Genomic DNA, 18,342 nt, shown 5'->3' with positions numbered 1-18,342 from the left:
GCACAACTTACGAATCAAACCCACGCGGCGGGACACGGATGAATCTGTTGGCGGCGATTGCCAGTTTTATCAAAGTGGTCGAAGCCGGCTCCATCGTCGGCGCCGCCAAGACGCTGGGTGTCAGTGCGGCCGCGGTGAGCCAGACCCTCAATCGCCTCGAAACGCACCTCGGTGTTCGACTGCTGCAACGCACCACCCGCCGCATGGCCCTCACCGAAAATGGTGCGCTGTATTACGAAAAGGTCAGACGCATCGCGGCTGATCTGGAGTCGGCGCAAAGTGCGATCGTCAGCGATGAAAGCGAACTGCAAGGGCGTTTGAGCATCGCCTCCACCAGCGCATTCGGTCGCCACGTCCTGGCGCCGTTGCTCGCCAGTTTCGCCGCGCTGCATCCGCGCCTGCTGGTCGAGCTGTCGACCACCAACGGCAAGATCAATCACATCCAGGACGGCATCGACCTGAGCCTGCGGATCAAGCCGCAACTGGAAGACGGCATCGTCGCGCGCCGGATTGTTTCCCTGCCGTTCATCTTCTGCGCCGCCCCCGCCTACCTCGAACGCGCCGGCGTGCCGCAATCACCGCAAGACCTGCAACACCACGCCTGTCTGGCGTTCCGTTATCCATTGGACGGGCGTTTTCTGCGCTGGGGTTTCCTCCGCAACGGCGAGCACTACGACGCCCCGATCAACGCCACCGCCATCAGCGACGACATCGATGTTCTGACGCAAATGGCAGTCAACGGCGCAGGCGTTACGCGCCTGGCCGAATTCGTCGCCGCGCCTTATCTTGAGAGCGGTCAACTGGTGCCACTGTTTGAAAATCTCCAGGGGGACGCTCACGCTTATGTCGAACCGATGGACATCTACGCCTGCGTGCAGGAGCGAGCGGCGATGACGCCAAAGGTCAGAGCCTTCATGGATTATTTGACGGAACACTTGAAGAGGCGCTGGCCGATCGAAGATGCTTTGGCTCCGTCGTTTCACGCGCCCACTGAAAAGGATTTGCAGTGAACACTCCTCGCTACGCAAAAGGCTATGGTCAGCCCCCCTTATATCTGGCATCGATCAACTCGACTGATTCGATGACCGGCAATCTGGTTTTCGCCGGCGCTGCGGCCGGAAAAATCCACATGGCGTTCACTTCACACGTCGAACTGATACGCCTGCTCAACGCACTAATGCTTGCGCGTGTACCTTTTGCTGTCGGAGGCATGTGCCCGGGTCCTGCGGAGGAAGCAGGTTTGCTGATCACCAACGGAGAGCTTGCAGGAAATTATATCGAGCTTTCCTGGACTGGCCCGCAGGAATGGGTTCTACGCCAGATTACCAACCGCTGTGACCAATGGCAGTTGGAACCTGAGGTCAGCAAGATTGCCAACACGTCATTCGATCCGGAATCGCTAAAAACCTCTTCTCGGAACTTGCGAGGCAGTTGCCTTTGCGGTGCCGTCAAATACCAGATCAACTCAAATCCAAAAGCGGTTTCTCACTGCCACTGCACGCAGTGTCGCAAAAGCCATGGAGCCGCATTTGCCAGCTATGGCAGCGTGCTGCGTAAGGACCTTGAATTGTTGGAGGGCACCGAAGACATCAAGTCTTATCCATCCTCTGAAGCAGTGTTGCGCCAATTCTGCTCTCACTGCGGCGCTTCGTTGTTCTGGTCACGCATTCAAGGCGAGTTCTCGGAGTGGATCTCGATAGCACTGGGAACACTGGATACCGCTTTCACCCCCGGTAAACAGCAGCATGTCGAGGTGACATCCAAAGCGTCATGGTATGAAATTCAAGATCACTGGCCACATCGCGAGCGTTGAACCGTCGATCAGAGTCTCGTTTCCTGCCGCCGCGTCGATCTGCTTAACTGGAACATTGCAACTCCCCACCACAGGAGATCGGCAATGCAGCTCACAACCCCGTTTGCGGTGTTATTGATGACGACCAGCCTCGCCGGTTGCGCCGGGTCAGCTGGCTCCAGCGTGTACCTCCCGCTGACCGCCACCCGGCAGAACACCGGGCAGATCGGCAATGTCACGTTGGCCGACTGGGGCCAGCGGACCAATTTCAATTTCTTCATCAGCGGCGCGCCGAGCGGTACCTCACTGCCCTTGCGCCTTTATGCCTTCATCAACAAGGGCAGTTGCCAGCAACCCGGAGCGGTGGCCTATGCGTTGAACGACAGGGTCAATACCGAACGACAGGCGATTCGTGGCTGGACGTTTTCCCGGAGCGCGCCGGTGGCCCTGTCGCCGTTGCTGTCCGGCGATTACTCCGTGGTAGTGCGCACGGCGGCGACCGATGGCAGCGTGGATATTTTTTGCGCGGACCTGCGTCAGGGCAGCATCACTAAATAGCGCCGGGCGAATCATCAGCCCCTTGAAACTGCCAGCTACAGGCGCTCATCTGCTGGGTGATCCACTCGCGGAAAACCATGGCATTGGTGCTCTGCTCAAAGGGTTGCGGCGATAACAGGCAATAACTCGAGCCGTCGCGAATGAAGCCGAATGGCACGATCAATTGGCCGGATTTGAGCTCGTCCTGAACCATCAGAAACGACGCCATGGCGATCCCTTGCCCCGCTAACGCCGCTTGAATGCACAGATAGAAGTGTTCGTAGTCGACCCGACTGACCTGCACAGTGATCATGTCGGCCAGTCGAAGCCAGTTATCCCACGCCTGTGGGCGCGTCTTGCTGCGCAGCATGCAGGCACCGCGCAAATGATCGCTTGCAGGACGACTGGACGGCACGCAGACCGGGCCGATCCACTCCTCACAAAGGGTCACCCCATGCACGGTCTCGTCCCAATGAAAATCGTCGCGCCGGATCGCCAGATCCACCCCTGAACGGGCGAAGTCGATGGGCCCGCCGGCCGTCAGCAATTGCACCTGCAACTGTGGATGCGCGCTGTGGAAGTCAGGCAAACGCGGGATCAACCACTTCATGGCGATGGTTGGCTCGCAGGACACCACCAGTACGTCATCGTGGACTTCGCGTTGCAGACGATAAACAGCGCTTTCCAACTGCTCGAACATCGGCGCGGTGACATTGAACAGCAAGCGCCCGGCGTGGTTGAGAAAGATCGCCCGATTGCGCCGCTCGAACAATTCCACGCCGATCGCCTCCTCCAGCAAGCGCACCTGGCGGCTGACCGCACCATGAGTAACGTGCAGCAGCTCGGCAGCTTTTACAAAACTCTGGGTCTGGGCGGCGGTATTGAAGAAGCGAAAGGCAGCCAATGGAGGAAGGTTCATATAGGCGATGATTTCTCACAGATTTTCGCGACTATAAATCGTTTTTTTTGCCGAAGACACTTCTCCATCATGGCGCCGCTCGCAGACGCTGGAGCAGATTCGCATCAATGACTGTTGGTCATTGGGCAGATCGAAGCTCGACATCTGTGAATTCGAGTAGCGCAAATATCGTCATGGAGAGAGCAGGAATGAACGAGTTGTTTTTGGTAATCGCGATCACCATCCTGGCCGTGATCAGTCCAGGGCCGGACTTTGCCATGGTCACCCGCAACAGTTACGCCTATGGCCGGCGCAGTGGTTTGCTGGCTGCGCTGGGCATTGCCTGCGGCGTGCAGGTTCATGTGTTCTACACCGTGTTCGGGGTGGCGCTGATCATTACTCAATCGCCGGTACTGTTCTGGATGATGAAGCTGCTGGGTGCCGGTTACCTGGTCTATCTGGGCATCAAATCCTTTACCAATAAATCGGTGCTGATATTTGCCGATGCGAGCGCTTCGGCACCCCGCGCCTGGAAAGTGTTCTGCTCAGGTTTTCTGACCAATGCACTGAATCCGAAAACCATGCTGTTCGTGGTGGCGGCGTACAGCCAGGTGGTGGAGCCAGGCAGTTCCCTGACAGCAAACTTCGCCTATGGCTTGTTCATGTCGTTCACGCACTGGGCGTGGTTCAGCCTGGTTGCACTGTTTTTCTCAACGGATCGATTACGTCGCCGGATGCTGGAAAAACAGCGGCTCATCGACAAGGTGATTGGTACGGCACTGATTGGTCTGGCGGCGTGTTTGATGATTCCCGGGGTTGCACAGTCCTGAGGTAGAGCGTTTATGCTGTCGAGTCTGATACCTGTCGAGGTATCCCTCGGCAAACCCACGATGAGGCCCATTTCATGAGTAAAGCGCCCTACGTACCGCCCAAGGTCTGGAAACACGAAGCGCCGTCCGGCGGCCAGTTCGCCAACATCAACCGCCCGATTGCCGGGCCGACCCATGAAAAGACGTTGCCGGTGGGCAAGCATCCGCTGCAGCTGTATTCGCTGGCGACGCCCAACGGCGTGAAGGTGACCATCCTCCTGGAGGAATTGCTCGCACTGGGGCATACCGAGGCCGAGTACGACGCGTGGCTGATCCGCATCAACGAGGGGGATCAGTTCTCCAGTGGCTTCGTTGAGATCAACCCGAACTCGAAGATTCCCGCGCTGCTCGACCGCAGCGCGCAGCCACCGATTCGGGTGTTCGAGTCCGGTTCGATCCTGCTGTATCTGGCGGAAAAATTCGGCGCCTTCCTGCCGAAAGATCCCGCCGGTCGCACGGAAACCCTGAACTGGCTGTTCTGGCAAATGGGCGCGGCGCCTTATCTGGGCGGCGGCTTCGGGCACTTCTATGCGTATGCGCCGGAGAAGCTCGAATACCCGATCAACCGCTTCACCATGGAAGCCAAGCGTCAGCTTGATGTGCTTGACCGGCGCCTTGGCGAGAGCCGCTACCTGGCCGGCGACAGCTACACCATCGCCGACATCGCGGTCTGGCCGTGGTACGGGCAACTGGTGCGCAATAACGTGTATTCGGCGGCTGAATTTCTATCGGCACAGGATTACACGCACTTGCAGCGCTGGGCAGAAGAAATCGCCCAACGCCCTGCGGTGATCCGTGGCCAGCGCGTCAATCGCACCTGGGGTGACGAGGCCAGCCAAGTTCCTGAACGGCATCAGGCCAGCGATCTGGATTGACGCCGCGCTCCCACAGGGGTTCGGGTTGGACATGAGGATTTGAGAGCCCCAGCAATTACAGTGGGACTTGTGCTGGACTTGGGGATCCGGGATCACAGCAATCTTTGTGGGAGCGGGCCTGCTCGCGAAGGCGCCGGCTCAGTCAGCACTGGCATCACAGACCTACCGCTTTCGCGAGCAAGCCCGCTCCCACAGGGGTTCGGGTTGGACATGAGGATTTGAGAGCCCCAGCAATTACAGTGGGACTTGTGCTGGACTTGGGAATCCGGGATCGCAGCAATCTTTGTGGAAGCGGGCTTGCTCGCGAAGGCGCCGGGTCAGTCAACACTCACATCACAGACCTACCGCTTTCGCGAGCAAGCCCGCTCCCACAGCAACATGAGTGCGCGACGCGCAATGCCCTGTTTCGCAAGACCCACCGGATAAACCCATCTCCACACCACCACTGTCACTGAAGGATCTGCAATGCCCCCTGGAAAACGTGAACTGGCGCAAATCGAGCGGCGCTTGATTGCCACGCTCACTGACGCGTGTGAGACCGCAAAAGGCGAAATCAAAGGCTTCACCTGGCTCACCCACACCGCTGACCTGAACGCGTTGGCTCAAACCCTGAAAGTCATCTGGGTGTTCGAAACCGAAGCCGACAAAAATCTCGCCCTGACTGACGCCAAGGCACGCATCCAGGAACTGACGGCCGCTGCTCTGCATGAGGCCAACATCGATGTGCCTGTTTCAGACCGCAACGTGCGTTTCGACTCCGAAGAGGAATGCCAACGCACTCACGGTGGCAACTGGCGTAATCGTCTGGCTAGGTATTCCTAGCCCTTGCGCTGCTGCTGATACTGCGCAACCAGCTTGTCGAGGAACTCGAACAGTTTCAGGTTCATCTGCTCATAAGCATGGGTTCGTAGCATCGCCGGCTGCTGAACGAAACGCCGATCCACCGCCGCCGCCAACTCGTCGCCGGACGCGGCAATCAAGCGCTCCACGACCTCCGGCGTGAACTCCATATGGCACTGGAAGCCGTAGACCAGATCGCTGTACTCGACAATCTGACGCGGGCAGCCCTCACTGGCGGCAAGGATCTTCGCCTGCGCCGTCAGCCCCGGCATATCGTTGTGCCAATGCCCGACTTCGAGCTTATCGCCGAAGTGCGCAACCTTGGCGTTGCTCTTGCCCGCCTCCGTCAAGGTGATCGGAAAATTGCCGATCTCCTTTTCCGGACTATGGCCATGTGTGGCGCCCAGCGCTTCGCCGAGCAATTGCGCACCCAGGCAAACGCCGACCACTGCCTTGTTCGCGTTGATCGCTCTGACGATCAGATCGCACTCGGCGGCCGCATCGAAATGCGGGCATTGCTCTTTGCTCGTCGCCGGCGATTGCGGACCGCCCAACACCACCAGCAGGTCGATGTTCTCCACACTCGCAGGCAACGCGTCAAACGCATGAACCCGCGAATAGCTCGCTTCATGGCCACGTTCGCGAACCCAGGTTTCATAGGCGCCGGGCGATTCGAATGCTTCGTGAACCACGAAATGAACGTTCATTGGAAATCCTTGGTGAGGAGCCGGATGAGTGATGCGCGAAAGACTATATGACACTTGGTGTCATTGACAAGTCCGTTGCTGGAGCTGAGCTGCCAACTCCACAATCACTCTCTCACTTCTCTCAACCGGTCACGTTCGACTCGACAAGATGAACCTCAACTGCACTGCGCCCCGCTAACCACGCGAGCACCGACGCAACCACCAACACCGCAGCGCTCAGCTCGAAGGTGGCTTTATAGCCGCTCAGATCAAATGCCAGGCCACCGACAATGGCCCCGGCGGCGATAGCCAGTTGAACAATGGCCACGAGCAAGCCGCCCCCGGCTTCGGCATCCTCCGGGAGCGTCTGCGCCAGCCATGTCCACCAGCCAACGGGAGCCGCCGTGGCGACCAGCCCCCACAGTCCGAGCAGCACTGCGCTGAGCAACGGCGATGCGCCGAAGTTCACAAGGGCCAGCGCAATCACCGCCATGATCAGCGGAATAACCGTCAGCGTGCGGTACAGGCCTTCAGCGATGAATCGTTCAATCACAAAGGTCCCGATGAAACCCGCAAGCCCCAGCCCCAGCAGCATCAACGACAGGGTTGCAACGCTGACCCCGGTGACGACCTCCAGAAAGGGCCGCAGGTAAGTGAACAGCATGAACTGCCCCATGAAAAATACGCTGACGGCGACCATCCCCAAGGCGACCGGCCATTGCTTCATCAGCCGCAGGGCATTGCCGCTACCGGCCTGACGCTCGAGCTTGAAGGACGGCAGGCTGATCAGTAGCCACACAGCCGCCAGCGCAGCGACCGGAACCACACAGAAGAATGCGCCGCGCCAGCCTATCAACGCGCCGAGGAAACTCCCCGCCGGAGCGGCAATCACCGTCGCCAGCGCGTTACCGCCGTTGACGATGGCCAGTGCCCGAGACACTTGATCAGGCTGCACCAGACGCATCGCGGTCGCCGCCGACAACGACCAGAAACCGCCGATGGCGATACCGATCAAGGCCCGCCCGAACATGAACGAAGGGTAGCCCGGCGCGAACGCGACCACCGTCCCCGAGACGATCATCAGCAAGGTCAGACCCAGCAACAGCTTCTTGCGCTCGACGCGAGCAGCGACCGCTGCAATCACCAGGCTGGTCATCAGGGCGAACGCCCCGGACACGGAAATCCCCTGCCCGGCCTGGCCTTCGCTGATGTGCAGTTCGGCGGCAATCGGCGTCAGCAGACTGACCGGCATGAATTCTGAAGCGACCAGCGCGAAGGCGGCCAACGACATGGCCAGCACGGCGCTCCAGCCGCGTTGCTCTGTAGAAAGGGAAGTCATGGGAACTACCTGTATTGCGAGAGGCGTCCGGGCGATTGCCCGGACGCACTGTTTTTCACGGTGCCAGGATCGCGTTGTCGAATCGCGGCTCTCCTGTAATTGTTTGACACATTCTCCCGGTCGATTGACCTCTGCCCTAGTGCATTCCTCTTGAATGCTTGCCTGATCCTCTGAGGATGCAGGGTGATGTATAGGAAACGTCTGTTCAGCGGACTAGAGTTCGATCAACAGGAGTTGCCCGACATGATCACTACCCCGCTGCGCCACGAATCACCTTTGGCGTTGAACATTGACCCGCGCGTGAGCGTGCCGGGTGACTTCCCCACGGCCATACCCGGGCTGTCGCTGTTTCGTCGCGATCAGCCGGCGCCACCGGCCGTGTGCATGATCGAGCCGAGCCTGATTCTGGTGGGCCGTGGGGAAAAGCGCTTGTGGGTCGGGGGTGAGGGTTACAGCTATGACCCTTCGCGGTTTCTGGTCACCTCACTGGATCTGCCCGCCAACTCCGAAGTGCTGGTTGCCAGCCCCGAACAGCCCTGTGTCGGGCTGGTGCTGAAACTGGATGTGAGCATGCTCGCCGAGGTCATCACCAAGGTTGGCCTGCCGGCCAAGCGGCATTCATCCACGGGTGCAGGCGCTGGCATTGGCGACATGTCGTGCGCGCTGGAAGGCGCGCTCGAACGCCTGCTGGCACTGCTCGATGAGCCCGAGGCAATCCCGCTGCTGGCGCCGTTGGTGCTGCGGGAAATCCACTATCGGCTGCTCCATACCGATCAAGGTGCGCGGCTGCGGCAGATCACTGCCGTCGATGGTCAGGGTTATCGCATCGCCAAAGCCATCGACTGGCTCAAGGTCAACTACAGCGCGGCGCTGCGCATCGATGAACTGGCGGCGCGGGTGCAGATGAGCACACCGACCTTTCACCACCACTTCCGCCAGCTCACCGGCATGAGCCCGCTGCAGTACCAGAAGTGGCTGCGATTGAACGAAGCCCGCCGGCTGATGTTGATGGAGCGTCTGGACGTTTCGCGAGCGGCGTTTGCGGTCGGCTATGAGAGTCCCTCGCAGTTCAGCCGCGAATACGCACGCCTGTACGGCACCGCACCGAGTCGTGACATGGCGCTGCTGCGGGGCGAGCCATACGCCGCAGAAGCGCTGGGCAACGCGACCAGTTGAGCAAAAGAACACGCTTTACCGGTGAGGCGCCACGCCGCGTGTCACCGCTTATAAAAATGCACGTCAACCGATGATCGAGCGGGTGAACCATGGAACTACGAATCAACCAGAAAACCTATCAGGTCGATGCCGACGCCGATACGCCCCTGCTGTGGGTGATCCGCGATGACCTGGGCATGACCGGCACCAAATACGGCTGTGGACTGGCGCAGTGCGGCGCCTGCTCGGTGCTGGTGGACGGCAACGTGGTGCGCTCGTGCGTCACGCCGGTGGCCGGCGTGGTTGGCCGCGAGGTCACCACCATTGAGGCGATCGAGGCCGATGAAGTGGGCAAACGAGTGGTCTCGACCTGGGTCGATCTGCAGGTCGCCCAGTGTGGTTACTGCCAGTCCGGACAGGTGATGGCCGCCACGGCGCTGCTCAAGCATAACCCCAAGCCGAGTGACGCGCAGATTGAAGCGGCGATGGTCAACCTGTGCCGCTGCGGCACGTACAACGCCATCCATGCCGCCGTGCATGAGCTGGCCGGCAAGGGAGACGCCTGATGAACGTGCGTATCGATCCTGCTCAGGAAGCCTCGGCACTGGCTCTGCACGAACCGATCAACGTGTCGCGCAGACGTTTCCTGGCCGGCACCGCCGTCGGCGCACTGGTGCTCGGCTTCGGTCTGCCGCTGGGTGCGACTCGGGTGCAAGCTGCCGTGGCGGCCGCGACTGCCGAGCGCGGCACGCAAGTCCCGGCGTTTCTGGAAATCCGCCCGGACAACCGCGTGCGCCTGCTCTGCCCGTTCATGGAAGGCGGACAAGGTACGTTCACCGCGATGGCGCAGATCGTCGGTGAAGAGCTGGATGCCGACCCGGCGACTTTCCTGGTGGAAGCCGCGCCGCCCGGCGAAGCCTATGTGGTGATGGAAAACGGTATGCGCATCACCGGCGGCAGCATGTCGGTGCGCATGAGTTACCCGGTGATGCGCCGCCTCGGCGCCCTCGCCCGCGCCATGCTGCTGCAGGCCGGCGCGCAGCAACTGGGGGTGCCGGTGGGTGAACTGAGCACCGAACCCGGCAAAGTCGTGCACGCCAAGTCCGGGCGTTCGGTGGCCTACGGCGAACTGGCCGAGCACGCCATGGATCTGCCGGTTCCCGATCCGGCCTCGGTGCAGCTGCGTGATCCGAGCCAGTTCCGCTGGATCGGCAAACCGGTGAAGCGCGTCGATGCCTACGACAAGTCCACGGGCAAGGCGCTCTACAGCATCGACCTGAAGGTCGACGACATGCTCCACGCCGCCGTTCAACATGCCCCACGTTTGGGGATGACCGTGGGCAACTTGCGTAACGAAGAGCAGGTCAAGGCGATGAAAGGCGTGCATTCCGTGCATCGTCTGCCGGGTGCCGTGGCCGTGGTCGCCGAGCGCTGGTGGCACGCCAAACGTGCAGTGGAGGCGATTCAGGTCGACTGGCGGGAACCCACGGCCGACAGCAAAGTACGCTCGATGCCCGCTGACTTTTCCAGCGATGCCTGGCTCAAGCGCCTGGCTGACGACAAAGGCCCGGCCAAGGATGATGAAAATGAAGGCGACGTGGCTGCAATTCTGGCAAGTGCCAAGACCCGGATCGACGCCACCTACCACAACCAGTACCTGAACCACGGCCAGTTGGAGCCGCCGTCGGCGCTGGCCCGATTCAATCCCGATGGTTCGCTGGAAGTCTGGCTGCCGAATCAGGCGCCGGACATGTTCCTTGCGGACATCGCCAAACGCACGGGGCTGGACCCGTCGCGGATTACCTTGCATTCGCCATTGCTCGGGGGCTTCTTCGGTCGGCATTTCCTCTACGACGCCGCCAGCCCCTACCCGCAGGCGATCGAGTTGTCCAAGGCGGTTGGCCGCCCGGTCAAACTGATCTGGAGCCGCGAGGAAGAGTTCCTGCGCGACGTGCTGCGTCCCGTAGCCGCCGTGAATTTCCGCGCCGCGCTGGACAACGACGGCTGGCCGCTGGCGATCGAAGCGATCAGCGCCACCGAAGGTCCGACCGAGGCGCTTGCCGGCAAACAGGGTGAAAAGCTCGACCCGACGGCGCTTGAAGGGTTATCGGGCAAGTCCTACGCGATCCCCAACAAGCGCATCGCGCAGATCTACGCCAAAGGCCCGGCGATGCTCGGTTACTGGCGTTCGGTGGGCAATTCGCTCAACGACTTCTTCTATGAATCGTTCCTTGACGAACTGGCTGACAAGGGCGGCAAGGACCCGTTCGAACTGCGCCTGCATCTGCTGCGCGACAACCGTCGACTGACCACGCTGCTGCAAGCAGTGGGCGAGCTGTCGGGTGGCTGGAAGCGTGGGCCGTTTACCGCGGCGGACGGCAGCAAACGTGCCCGAGGCGTGGCGATGGCGTCGCCGTTCGGTACCCAGACGGCGGTGATCGCCGAGGTCTCCATCGAGAACGGTCAGGTCAAGGTGCACGACATCTGGCAGGCGATCGACCCCGGCAGCATCGTCAATCCGGCGATTGTCGAAGCGCAGGTCAATGGCGCCGTGGCGCTGGGCCTCTCGCAGACGCTGGTGGAGGAAGCCGTGTGGATTGATGGCAAACCGCGCGCGCGCAACTACGACCTGTATCCGATCCTGCCGCCTGCGCGGATGGCTCGGGTCCACGTGCGTGTTGTCGAGAGCGGGGAAAAAATGGGCGGCATCGGCGAACCACCGCTGCCCGCCGTCGCGCCCGCTGTCGCCAATGCGGTGGCAACGCTGACCGGGCAACGGGTGCGCAGCCTGCCCATGAGCCGACACACCTTCACTTGATCAGCGCCGGAGCGTCCATGAATAACCGCCGATTCGCAAGAACCGCTGGCTGGCTGGCAGTGCCGTGCCTGGTCGCGGCAGGCCTGCTGGCCTGGTATGTCACCCGCGAGCCTGTCTCGCCGCTTGAACACCAACCCCTCGCCGTGGCCGATATCGACCCGGCGCTGGTGGCCCGTGGCGAATACGTCGCCCGACTCAGCGATTGCGTCGCGTGCCACAGCGTGCCGGGCGGCGCACCGTTCGCTGGCGGCCTGGAAATGGCCACACCTCTGGGCGCGATTCACGCGACCAACATCACCCCGGAGCCGGAAACCGGCATCGGTCGCTACAGCCTGGCGGACTTCGACCGTGCGGTGCGCCACGGCGTGGCACCCGACAGTCGCCGTCTGTACCCGGCGATGCCCTACCCGTCCTACGCCAAGCTCAGTGACGACGACGTGCGGGCGCTTTACGCGTTTTTCATGAAAGGCGTGGCACCGGTCAAGCAGGCGAATATCCCGAGCGCGATTCCTTTCCCGTTGAACCTGCGCTGGCCGATTGCGCTGTGGAACGGTGTGTTTGCCGATACCGAACCTTACGTGGCCAAAGCGTCGCAGGATGAAGTGTGGAATCGCGGCGCTTATCTCGTTCAAGGCGCAGGACACTGTGGCAGTTGCCATACGCCGCGCGGTCTGGCATTCAACGAGAAGGCCCTGGATGAATCCGCCACGCCGTTCCTCGCCGGCGCCTTGCTCGATGGCTGGTACGCGCCGAGCCTGCGGGATGACCACAACACCGGCCTGGGCCGCTGGAGCGAGCCGGAGATCGTGCAGTTCCTCAAGACCGGGCGCAACAGACATGCGGTGGTTTACGGCTCGATGACCGAGGCGTTCAACAACTCCACGCAGTTCATGAGCGATGACGATCTGACCGCGATTGCCCGTTATCTCAAGTCATTGCCGGGGGACCCTCAGCGCGACGGCCAACCCTGGCAGTACCAAGCGGTTTCGGCGACGGAACGTCTGGACGCGCCCGGTGCTCATACCTACGTCACGCGCTGCGCCTCGTGCCACGGCCTCGACGGCAAGGGGCAGTCGGAATGGATGCCACCGCTGGCCGGCGCCACCTCGGCACTGGCCAAGGAAAGTGCTTCGGCGATCAACATCACCCTCAACGGTTCGCAGCGGGTGGTGGCCGCCGGAGTGCCGGACGCCTATCGCATGCCGGCCTTCCGTGAGCAATTGTCGGATCAAGAGATCGCCGAAGTGCTGACCTTCATGCGCAGCACCTGGGGCAATCAGGGCGGTGCCGCTGAAGCGCAGGCAGTCAACAAGCTGCGTGAACACACCGATCCGGCCAGCAGCAGCCCGATCATCCTGCAAATGCGTTAGAGGAACTTTGATGGAAAGCATCGACTTGCTGGTCCTGCGCACCGCGCGGGACTGGCTCGCCGCCGGCGAGCGAGTGTTGCTCGCCACGGTGGCGCGGACCTGGGGCTCTTCGCCGCGCCCGACAGGGTCGATGATGGCCTTGCGTAACGACGGCCGCGTGGTCGGCAGCGTGTCCGGCGGCTGCATCGAAGACGACCTGATCCATCGCTACACCACCGCGCATGGCAGCAGTGGCTTCAAGGACGCTGCGCCCGAGGTGATGCGCTACGGCGTCAGCGCCGACGAGGCGCATCGTTTCGGTTTGCCCTGTGGCGGCACGCTTGAGCTGATTCTCGAGTTCAACCCGTCGTGGCAGGTGCTGGACCAACTGCTGGTGCAACTGGATGCCGGGCAACTGGTGCGCCGCTGCCTGGCACTGGATAACGGTCAGGTCACACTGCAAGCCACGGCAACCCCGGAGCAATTCAGTTTCAACGGCCAACAGATGCTCAATACCCTCGGGCCGGGGTATCGGCTGCTGATGATCGGTGCCGGCGCGCTGGCCGAGTATCTGGCGACCATGGCGCTATTCAACGGCTTCAAGGTCGCGGTTTGCGACCCACGTGCGGAATACATCGAAACTTGGGCGGTGAACGGCGTGGAGCGGATCATCGGCATGCCCGATGACGTGGTGCGCGACTTCGCGGTCGATCTGCGCACCTGCATCGTCGCCTTGAGCCATGATCCGCGACTCGACGACCTGGCACTGCTCGAAGCCCTTCACAGCCCGGCGTTCTACATCGGCGCCATCGGTTCGCGGCGCAATAGTCAGCTGCGTCGCGAACGTCTGATCGAGCATTTTGGTGAAACCCAAGCGTCACTCGAGCGCCTGCACGGGCCGATCGGCATCTACATTGGCAGCAAGACACCGGCGGAAATCGCGGTCAGCGTGATGGCCGAGATCCTGGCCGCGAAGAATGGCGCCAGCCTGCCGAAAGAGTTTTCAATCGCCAGATCCAAGGCGCAGGAAGCCTGACTGACTGGAACAATAGCGATCATCAGGGCCTTTCGAGGCTTACGGGTAATCACCCAATCGCATCGACAGCTCGATGTCATCAGCAAACGGCACCGACAGGTAACCGTTCTGGGGCGCGCGCACATAAGCCAGATATTCCGGGCAATAGTTGGTGTTATCCGCCACCACTAGCGCGCCCGGTTTCAGGTGTTTTTCCACCAGTTTCAACACGTCGCCATACAACGCCTTGGCCCCGTCGAGCAGGAGCAAGTCGACTGACGGCGGCAGGTCGCTGGCGAGGGTGACGAGTGCATCGCCTTCGCGGATTTCCACCAGATCGCTGACGCCGCCCTCGATGAAGTGATGGCGTGCAAGGGCGATTTTCGACGATTCGAATTCGCTGCCGATCAATACGCCGCCACCGTTGTCGCGCAGTGCCGCCGCCAGGTGCAGAGTGGACAGGCCGAACGAGGTGCCGAACTCGACAATCGCTTTGGCGTTGGTATTGCGCGCCAGCATGTACAGCAGTTTGCCGGTGTCGCGCGAGACCGGCAGCCACAGGTCCTTGAGCATGGCGTAGAGTTTCAGGTACTCGGTCTTGCTGTGCATCAGGCGCTCGCGCTCCTCGCCCGACACCGTTTCCAGTACCGGGCTGGTGGCAGCGCTGGCTTGGCTGTAGAGGCGTTCGATCAGGCTGGCCAATGGCTCAGAAGTCAGGGTGGTCATGATTGCTTTCCGTCAGTGGGGGATTAAGATGCGAGTGATTCGTCGCATTTAAATGATGCGAGTGATTCACTCGATCCGCTATTCGCGTTTCCCCCGAGGCCCGAGCCGCCCATGAGCAATCGTCAGACCGCCCGTATTTCCTCGCGCAAACAGCCGCAGCAGGCACGCTCGGCTGACTTGGTCGCGGCGATTCTTCAGGCGGCTATTCAGGTTTTGACCGAGCATGGCGCGACCCGATTCACCACCGCACGGGTCGCGGAAAAGGCTGGCGTGAGCATCGGTTCGCTGTATCAATACTTCCCCAACAAGGCGGCGATCCTGTTTCGTTTACAGAGCGATGAGTGGCTGCAGACCACGCAGATGCTGCAGCGAATTCTCGAAGATCAGCAACAGCCGCCACTGACGCGCCTGCGCACACTGGTGCAGGCGTTCATTCGTTCGGAGTGCGAGGAAGCGCAGATGCGCGGTGCGCTGAATGACGCGGCGCCGCTGTACCGCGATGCGCCCGAGGCCCACGAAGTGCGCGCCGCCGGACGGCAGATCTTTGCCGAGTTCATGCTGCAATTGCTGCCGGATGTCGATGAGGCAAGCCGCACCGCAACTTGTGATCTGATCCTGACCACGCTCAGTTCGGTGGGCAAAGACTTTTCCGGCACTGCACGCAGCGATCAGGAAATCACGGCTTTCGCCGATGGGTTGGCGGACATGTTCAGTGCCTACATAGTGGCGCTGAATCAAGTCGCCTGAACCACACAAACTCCAGCAAAAAAAAGCCCCGCAACCGAATGAGGTGCGGGGCAAAGTATTGGTTGGTTGCGGCCAACCAAAGGAGCTCGGTTAAAACGGTTTGCGCAGCCGGGTCAGATGCAATCCTGGGCGGCGCGTTCAAAGCTGGACGGCAGGAAATTCGAGGCCAGCAAATGGCGCTCGTAGATGAACACCTTGCCGCCACTGCCGGCCTTGTAGGCTTCCAGCACGTTGTCTGCCGACACCTTGCTCGGCACCACAATCCGGTAGCTGCGCTGGGTTTGCGAGACGGTCGGGTTCAGCGCACTGCCCTGCAGCTTCGGCACCACGCAATCGGCGTATTGCGCCGGGGTCTTGTTGGTGTGCAAGGTCAGCGTCGGGTCGTTCGGTGCGGAGGCGCAACCGCCGAGCAGCAAGGAGGCAACGGCCAGGGTCGGGGCAAACAAAGCACGCATCGGGGTAATCCTGAAAATAAAGGTCCGGTTAAACTGGCAGCGGTTCAGCGTCACGGCGCCGCCGCTGCCCTTTTGGTTTTGAGTGTTCAGCTGGAAGCCACCAGCGCCTTGAGCGAGGCGTCGAACTGCTTCAAGGCATTGAGTTGCAGGTCACGTTGTTTCTCGATCTGCGCGGCAATCTCTTGCGCCGCTTTGTCGTGGACCCAGACCGACGGGATCTGTTTCTCCACCGAGCCCTCGGCCTTGCCGATGTACTGCAGGTCGGCATCGTAGAAACGCGCGATGAAGTGCGCTTCGAACAGGCTGTTCTGCTGGGTCAGCAAGCGGTTGAAGGTGTCGAGTTTCACCACGATATCCGGATGCGCCAGAATCAATGCATCAAGGTTGTCGTAAACGGTCACCGACATGAACTGACGCTGCAGCGAGCTGAGCAACCAGTCGATGGCCAGCTCCGGATCGGAGCTGCGGACAAACGCTGCACGAATCCGCGAGTCCAGCGCATCCTTGGCACCGTGCAGCGCCATGTCGTGGTAACGCGTCAGGTACTGCAGGTTTTCCCGGGTGTTTTCGCTGTACAGCACACCCACGGTCTGTGAATGCTGCAAGGTCGCGCTGCTGCCGGCGATCGGTTGAAGATGACACTCACAGGCGTCGTCTGCGTAAGACGGTGCCGTGGCTACCACGCCGCTCATCAGCAGAGCGATCAGCGCCAGTCGGGTCAGTGTCTTCATCGCGCAATTTCCTTGAGCTGCGTGTTCAATGAAAGCGATTTTCCGCCTATTGAATGCAAAGCTGAACTTGCGTTTCGTGATGGTCACTATTACTTCTAGCGATAGTTACCGACGATAAAGTTTGATGCACGCTCATCCCTAATGACTAAAACAACAGTGAGGACGTCGATTTGAGAACCTTTGACCTGATCCGCGACGCGGTTTTGCCCGACTTTCGCGAGCGGGTGGCCGAATACCTGGTGCAGTACGAAAGCGTGTTGCTGGACAAGGACATCACCAATGCGCAGCTCAAGCGCGATACCGCCAACCAGTTGCGCGGCTATCTGCGCGGGCTGAACACCACGCGCGTGCTGGGTATGGCCTACTGGGAAGAACTGGATCGGCGGATCGTCGACACCTGGCTCGCGCCACAGCGATGACCGACTAGACTTGCCGGGCTGCCAATGTCCCGTCAGTCGAACCGGAGGTGTCCCCCATGAGCAACAGCGAACCTGCAACTTTCAACGGCTGGGCCGCCACCGCCGCCCGTGCCCCGCTGGAACGCTACAGCTACGATCCCGGCCCCTTGGGCGAAGAGGACGTGGAAGTCGCGGTGGAATATTGCGGCGTCTGTCACTCCGATCAGTCGCTGATCGACAACGACTGGGGCATCAGCCGCTACCCGTTCGTGCCGGGTCACGAGGTGGTCGGCAAAATCGTGCGCATGGGTCCGCAAGTGCGCGGCCTCGAACTCGGCCAGCGCGTCGGCATCGGCTGGTACAAGGGCAGCTGCATGCATTGTTCGTCGTGCATCAGCGGCTCGCAGCAACTGTGCGGCACCGCCCAACCGACCATTATCGGCAGCAACGGCGGCTTTGCCGATCGCTTGCGTTCGCACTGGGCGTGGGCGATTCCGGTGCCGGCCAATCTTGATCCGGCGATGGTCGGCCCGTTGTTCTGCGCCGGTTCCACCGTGTTCAACCCGTTGCTGCAGTTCGGCGTCAAACCCACCGACCGGGTCGGCGTGGTCGGCATTGGTGGCCTCGGTCATCTGGCGCTGCGGTTTCTCAACGCGTGGGGCTGCGAAGTCACTGCGTTTACCTCGTCCTTGAACAAACAGGATGAAGCCAGGCGTCTGGGCGCGCATAACGTGGTCGCCTCGACTGACAGCCAGGCGCTGAAAGCGATTGCCGGCAGCCTCGACTTCCTGCTGATCAGCGCCAACGCCGACCTCGACTGGACCGCGATGCTCGCCACCCTGCGCGGCAATGGGCGGCTGCATTTCGTCGGGATCGTGCCCAACGCGATTCCGGTGCATGTGTTCGATCTGATCCCCCAGCAGAAATCCCTGTCCGCTTCCCCGGTCGGCTCGCCCGGCACCATGGCGACCATGCTTGAATTCTGCGCCCGGCATCAGATTCTGCCGCAGGTCGAGATGTTTCCCATGAGCAAGGTCAACGAGGCCGTCGATCATCTGCGCAGTGGCAAGGCGCGCTATCGCGTGGTGCTGGACGCCAGTCAGTGACGATCC

The 18,342-nt window shown here is 61.1% G+C and carries 20 protein-coding genes; 14 read left to right on the top strand and 6 right to left on the bottom strand.

The genetic code is table 11. The features are described from left to right. Positions 1–38 precede the first annotated feature (38 nt). The 3 genes from AC27VU_RS06795 to AC27VU_RS06785 all read left to right on the top strand — a co-directional run bounded on the left by AC27VU_RS06795 (position 39) and on the right by AC27VU_RS06785 (position 2,350). The gene (locus AC27VU_RS06795; protein ID WP_488723735.1) at positions 39–1,010 is read left to right on the top strand and encodes a LysR family transcriptional regulator; all 972 of its coding nucleotides are present in this window, start codon (positions 39–41) and stop codon (positions 1,008–1,010) included. 410 nt (positions 1,011–1,420) lie between these two features. Then, positions 1,421–1,813 (top strand): GFA family protein, encoded by a 393-nt coding sequence (locus AC27VU_RS06790; RefSeq protein ID WP_045122797.1) that lies wholly within the window; start codon positions 1,421–1,423, stop codon positions 1,811–1,813. A gap of 84 nt (positions 1,814–1,897) precedes the next feature. Continuing rightward, positions 1,898–2,350 (top strand): hypothetical protein, encoded by a 453-nt coding sequence (locus tag AC27VU_RS06785; RefSeq protein ID WP_400505473.1) that lies wholly within the window; start codon positions 1,898–1,900, stop codon positions 2,348–2,350. Here AC27VU_RS06785 and AC27VU_RS06780 read toward each other — a convergent pair. Then, positions 2,343–3,248, bottom strand: a complete 906-nt coding sequence (locus AC27VU_RS06780) for a LysR substrate-binding domain-containing protein (protein WP_488723734.1) — start codon at positions 3,246–3,248, stop codon at positions 2,343–2,345. The genes AC27VU_RS06785 and AC27VU_RS06780 overlap by 8 nt on opposite strands. A gap of 188 nt (positions 3,249–3,436) precedes the next feature. Between AC27VU_RS06780 and AC27VU_RS06775 the strand changes: the two genes are divergently transcribed. The 3 genes from AC27VU_RS06775 to AC27VU_RS06765 all read left to right on the top strand — a co-directional run bounded on the left by AC27VU_RS06775 (position 3,437) and on the right by AC27VU_RS06765 (position 5,793). Continuing rightward, complete coding sequence (locus AC27VU_RS06775) at positions 3,437–4,057, top strand: LysE family translocator (RefSeq protein ID WP_103485879.1); 621 nt, start codon at positions 3,437–3,439, stop codon at positions 4,055–4,057. A gap of 74 nt (positions 4,058–4,131) precedes the next feature. Next, positions 4,132–4,971 carry a glutathione-dependent disulfide-bond oxidoreductase gene (yghU, locus tag AC27VU_RS06770; protein WP_488723733.1) on the top strand — a complete coding sequence of 280 codons (840 nt, stop codon included), beginning with the start codon at positions 4,132–4,134 and terminating at the stop codon, positions 4,969–4,971. A gap of 465 nt (positions 4,972–5,436) precedes the next feature. Beyond that, the gene (locus AC27VU_RS06765; RefSeq protein WP_488723732.1) at positions 5,437–5,793 is read left to right on the top strand and encodes a hypothetical protein; all 357 of its coding nucleotides are present in this window, start codon (positions 5,437–5,439) and stop codon (positions 5,791–5,793) included. Here the strand turns inward: AC27VU_RS06765 and AC27VU_RS06760 are convergent. Both AC27VU_RS06760 and AC27VU_RS06755 read right to left on the bottom strand, forming a co-directional pair. Continuing rightward, the gene (locus tag AC27VU_RS06760; RefSeq protein WP_488723731.1) at positions 5,790–6,518 is read right to left on the bottom strand and encodes a type 1 glutamine amidotransferase; all 729 of its coding nucleotides are present in this window, start codon (positions 6,516–6,518) and stop codon (positions 5,790–5,792) included. The two genes, AC27VU_RS06765 and AC27VU_RS06760, sit on opposite strands and share 4 nt — an antisense overlap. 121 nt (positions 6,519–6,639) lie before the next feature. Beyond that, positions 6,640–7,836, bottom strand: coding sequence for an MFS transporter (locus AC27VU_RS06755; protein ID WP_488723730.1), 1,197 nt, complete (start codon positions 7,834–7,836; stop codon positions 6,640–6,642). Between the two features lie 243 nt (positions 7,837–8,079). On the opposite strand from AC27VU_RS06755, the gene AC27VU_RS06750 reads away from it, so the two are divergent. The 5 genes from AC27VU_RS06750 to AC27VU_RS06730 all read left to right on the top strand — a co-directional run bounded on the left by AC27VU_RS06750 (position 8,080) and on the right by AC27VU_RS06730 (position 14,194). Then, the gene (locus tag AC27VU_RS06750) at positions 8,080–9,012 is read left to right on the top strand and encodes an AraC family transcriptional regulator (protein WP_488723796.1); all 933 of its coding nucleotides are present in this window, start codon (positions 8,080–8,082) and stop codon (positions 9,010–9,012) included. 89 nt (positions 9,013–9,101) lie between these two features. Next, complete coding sequence (locus AC27VU_RS06745; protein ID WP_488723729.1) at positions 9,102–9,557, top strand: (2Fe-2S)-binding protein; 456 nt, start codon at positions 9,102–9,104, stop codon at positions 9,555–9,557. After that, the gene (locus tag AC27VU_RS06740; RefSeq protein WP_488723728.1) at positions 9,557–11,809 is read left to right on the top strand and encodes a xanthine dehydrogenase family protein molybdopterin-binding subunit; all 2,253 of its coding nucleotides are present in this window, start codon (positions 9,557–9,559) and stop codon (positions 11,807–11,809) included. Before AC27VU_RS06745 ends, AC27VU_RS06740 begins: the two co-directional genes overlap by 1 nt. 17 nt (positions 11,810–11,826) lie before the next feature. Further along, positions 11,827–13,179, top strand: coding sequence for a c-type cytochrome (locus tag AC27VU_RS06735; RefSeq protein ID WP_488723727.1), 1,353 nt, complete (start codon positions 11,827–11,829; stop codon positions 13,177–13,179). A 10-nt stretch (positions 13,180–13,189) separates the two neighbouring features. After that, positions 13,190–14,194, top strand: coding sequence for an XdhC family protein (locus AC27VU_RS06730; protein WP_488723726.1), 1,005 nt, complete (start codon positions 13,190–13,192; stop codon positions 14,192–14,194). A 39-nt stretch (positions 14,195–14,233) separates the two neighbouring features. Here the strand turns inward: AC27VU_RS06730 and AC27VU_RS06725 are convergent, their stop codons facing one another. Then, on the bottom strand, positions 14,234–14,899 hold the full coding sequence (locus AC27VU_RS06725; RefSeq protein WP_488723725.1) for an O-methyltransferase: 666 nt from the start codon (positions 14,897–14,899) through the stop codon (positions 14,234–14,236). Positions 14,900–15,010: 111 nt separating this feature from the next. Between AC27VU_RS06725 and AC27VU_RS06720 the strand changes: the two genes are divergently transcribed. Next, positions 15,011–15,646 carry a TetR/AcrR family transcriptional regulator gene (locus tag AC27VU_RS06720; RefSeq protein ID WP_488723724.1) on the top strand — a complete coding sequence of 212 codons (636 nt, stop codon included), beginning with the start codon at positions 15,011–15,013 and terminating at the stop codon, positions 15,644–15,646. Positions 15,647–15,759: 113 nt separating this feature from the next. Here the strand turns inward: AC27VU_RS06720 and AC27VU_RS06715 are convergent, their stop codons facing one another. Both AC27VU_RS06715 and AC27VU_RS06710 read right to left on the bottom strand, forming a co-directional pair. Next, positions 15,760–16,101: a YajG family lipoprotein gene (locus AC27VU_RS06715; protein ID WP_103484147.1), complete on the bottom strand. Its 342-nt coding sequence runs from the start codon at positions 16,099–16,101 to the stop codon at positions 15,760–15,762. Between the two features lie 86 nt (positions 16,102–16,187). Further along, positions 16,188–16,832, bottom strand: coding sequence for a hypothetical protein (locus AC27VU_RS06710; protein ID WP_003225851.1), 645 nt, complete (start codon positions 16,830–16,832; stop codon positions 16,188–16,190). A 170-nt stretch (positions 16,833–17,002) separates the two neighbouring features. Here AC27VU_RS06710 and AC27VU_RS06705 point away from each other — a divergent pair, with 170 nt between their 5' ends. Beyond that, entirely contained in the window at positions 17,003–17,251 is a 249-nt protein-coding gene (locus AC27VU_RS06705; RefSeq protein ID WP_488723723.1) for a hypothetical protein, read from the top strand. Between the two features lie 56 nt (positions 17,252–17,307). Beyond that, positions 17,308–18,336 (top strand): NADPH-dependent aldehyde reductase Ahr, encoded by a 1,029-nt coding sequence (gene ahr / locus AC27VU_RS06700; RefSeq protein WP_103521990.1) that lies wholly within the window; start codon positions 17,308–17,310, stop codon positions 18,334–18,336. The last annotated feature ends 6 nt before the right edge of the window (positions 18,337–18,342 follow it).

Source organism: Pseudomonas sp. 14P5.3.2, assembly GCF_057799175.1.
This window is presented reverse-complemented; position numbering and strand designations above follow the sequence as displayed.

Bases quoted from the DNA above. Each gene is read 5' to 3' on its own strand.
- AC27VU_RS06780 (WP_488723734.1), bottom strand. From the start codon at position 3,248: ATGAACCTTCCTCCATTGGCTGCCTTTCGCTTCTTCAATACCGCCGCC.
- AC27VU_RS06735 (WP_488723727.1), top strand. From the start codon at position 11,827: ATGAATAACCGCCGATTCGCAAGAACCGCTGGCTGGCTGGCAGTGCCG.
- AC27VU_RS06750 (WP_488723796.1), top strand. From the start codon at position 8,080: ATGATCACTACCCCGCTGCGCCACGAATCACCTTTGGCGTTGAACATT.
- AC27VU_RS06710 (WP_003225851.1), bottom strand. From the start codon at position 16,832: ATGAAGACACTGACCCGACTGGCGCTGATCGCTCTGCTGATGAGCGGC.
- AC27VU_RS06795 (WP_488723735.1), top strand. From the start codon at position 39: ATGAATCTGTTGGCGGCGATTGCCAGTTTTATCAAAGTGGTCGAAGCC.
- AC27VU_RS06730 (WP_488723726.1), top strand. From the start codon at position 13,190: ATGGAAAGCATCGACTTGCTGGTCCTGCGCACCGCGCGGGACTGGCTC.
- AC27VU_RS06740 (WP_488723728.1), top strand. From the start codon at position 9,557: ATGAACGTGCGTATCGATCCTGCTCAGGAAGCCTCGGCACTGGCTCTG.
- AC27VU_RS06760 (WP_488723731.1), bottom strand. From the start codon at position 6,518: ATGAACGTTCATTTCGTGGTTCACGAAGCATTCGAATCGCCCGGCGCC.
- AC27VU_RS06765 (WP_488723732.1), top strand. From the start codon at position 5,437: ATGCCCCCTGGAAAACGTGAACTGGCGCAAATCGAGCGGCGCTTGATT.
- AC27VU_RS06715 (WP_103484147.1), bottom strand. From the start codon at position 16,101: ATGCGTGCTTTGTTTGCCCCGACCCTGGCCGTTGCCTCCTTGCTGCTC.
- AC27VU_RS06745 (WP_488723729.1), top strand. From the start codon at position 9,102: ATGGAACTACGAATCAACCAGAAAACCTATCAGGTCGATGCCGACGCC.
- ahr (WP_103521990.1), top strand. From the start codon at position 17,308: ATGAGCAACAGCGAACCTGCAACTTTCAACGGCTGGGCCGCCACCGCC.
- AC27VU_RS06725 (WP_488723725.1), bottom strand. From the start codon at position 14,899: ATGACCACCCTGACTTCTGAGCCATTGGCCAGCCTGATCGAACGCCTC.
- yghU (WP_488723733.1), top strand. From the start codon at position 4,132: ATGAGTAAAGCGCCCTACGTACCGCCCAAGGTCTGGAAACACGAAGCG.
- AC27VU_RS06785 (WP_400505473.1), top strand. From the start codon at position 1,898: ATGCAGCTCACAACCCCGTTTGCGGTGTTATTGATGACGACCAGCCTC.
- AC27VU_RS06720 (WP_488723724.1), top strand. From the start codon at position 15,011: ATGAGCAATCGTCAGACCGCCCGTATTTCCTCGCGCAAACAGCCGCAG.
- AC27VU_RS06755 (WP_488723730.1), bottom strand. From the start codon at position 7,836: ATGACTTCCCTTTCTACAGAGCAACGCGGCTGGAGCGCCGTGCTGGCC.
- AC27VU_RS06775 (WP_103485879.1), top strand. From the start codon at position 3,437: ATGAACGAGTTGTTTTTGGTAATCGCGATCACCATCCTGGCCGTGATC.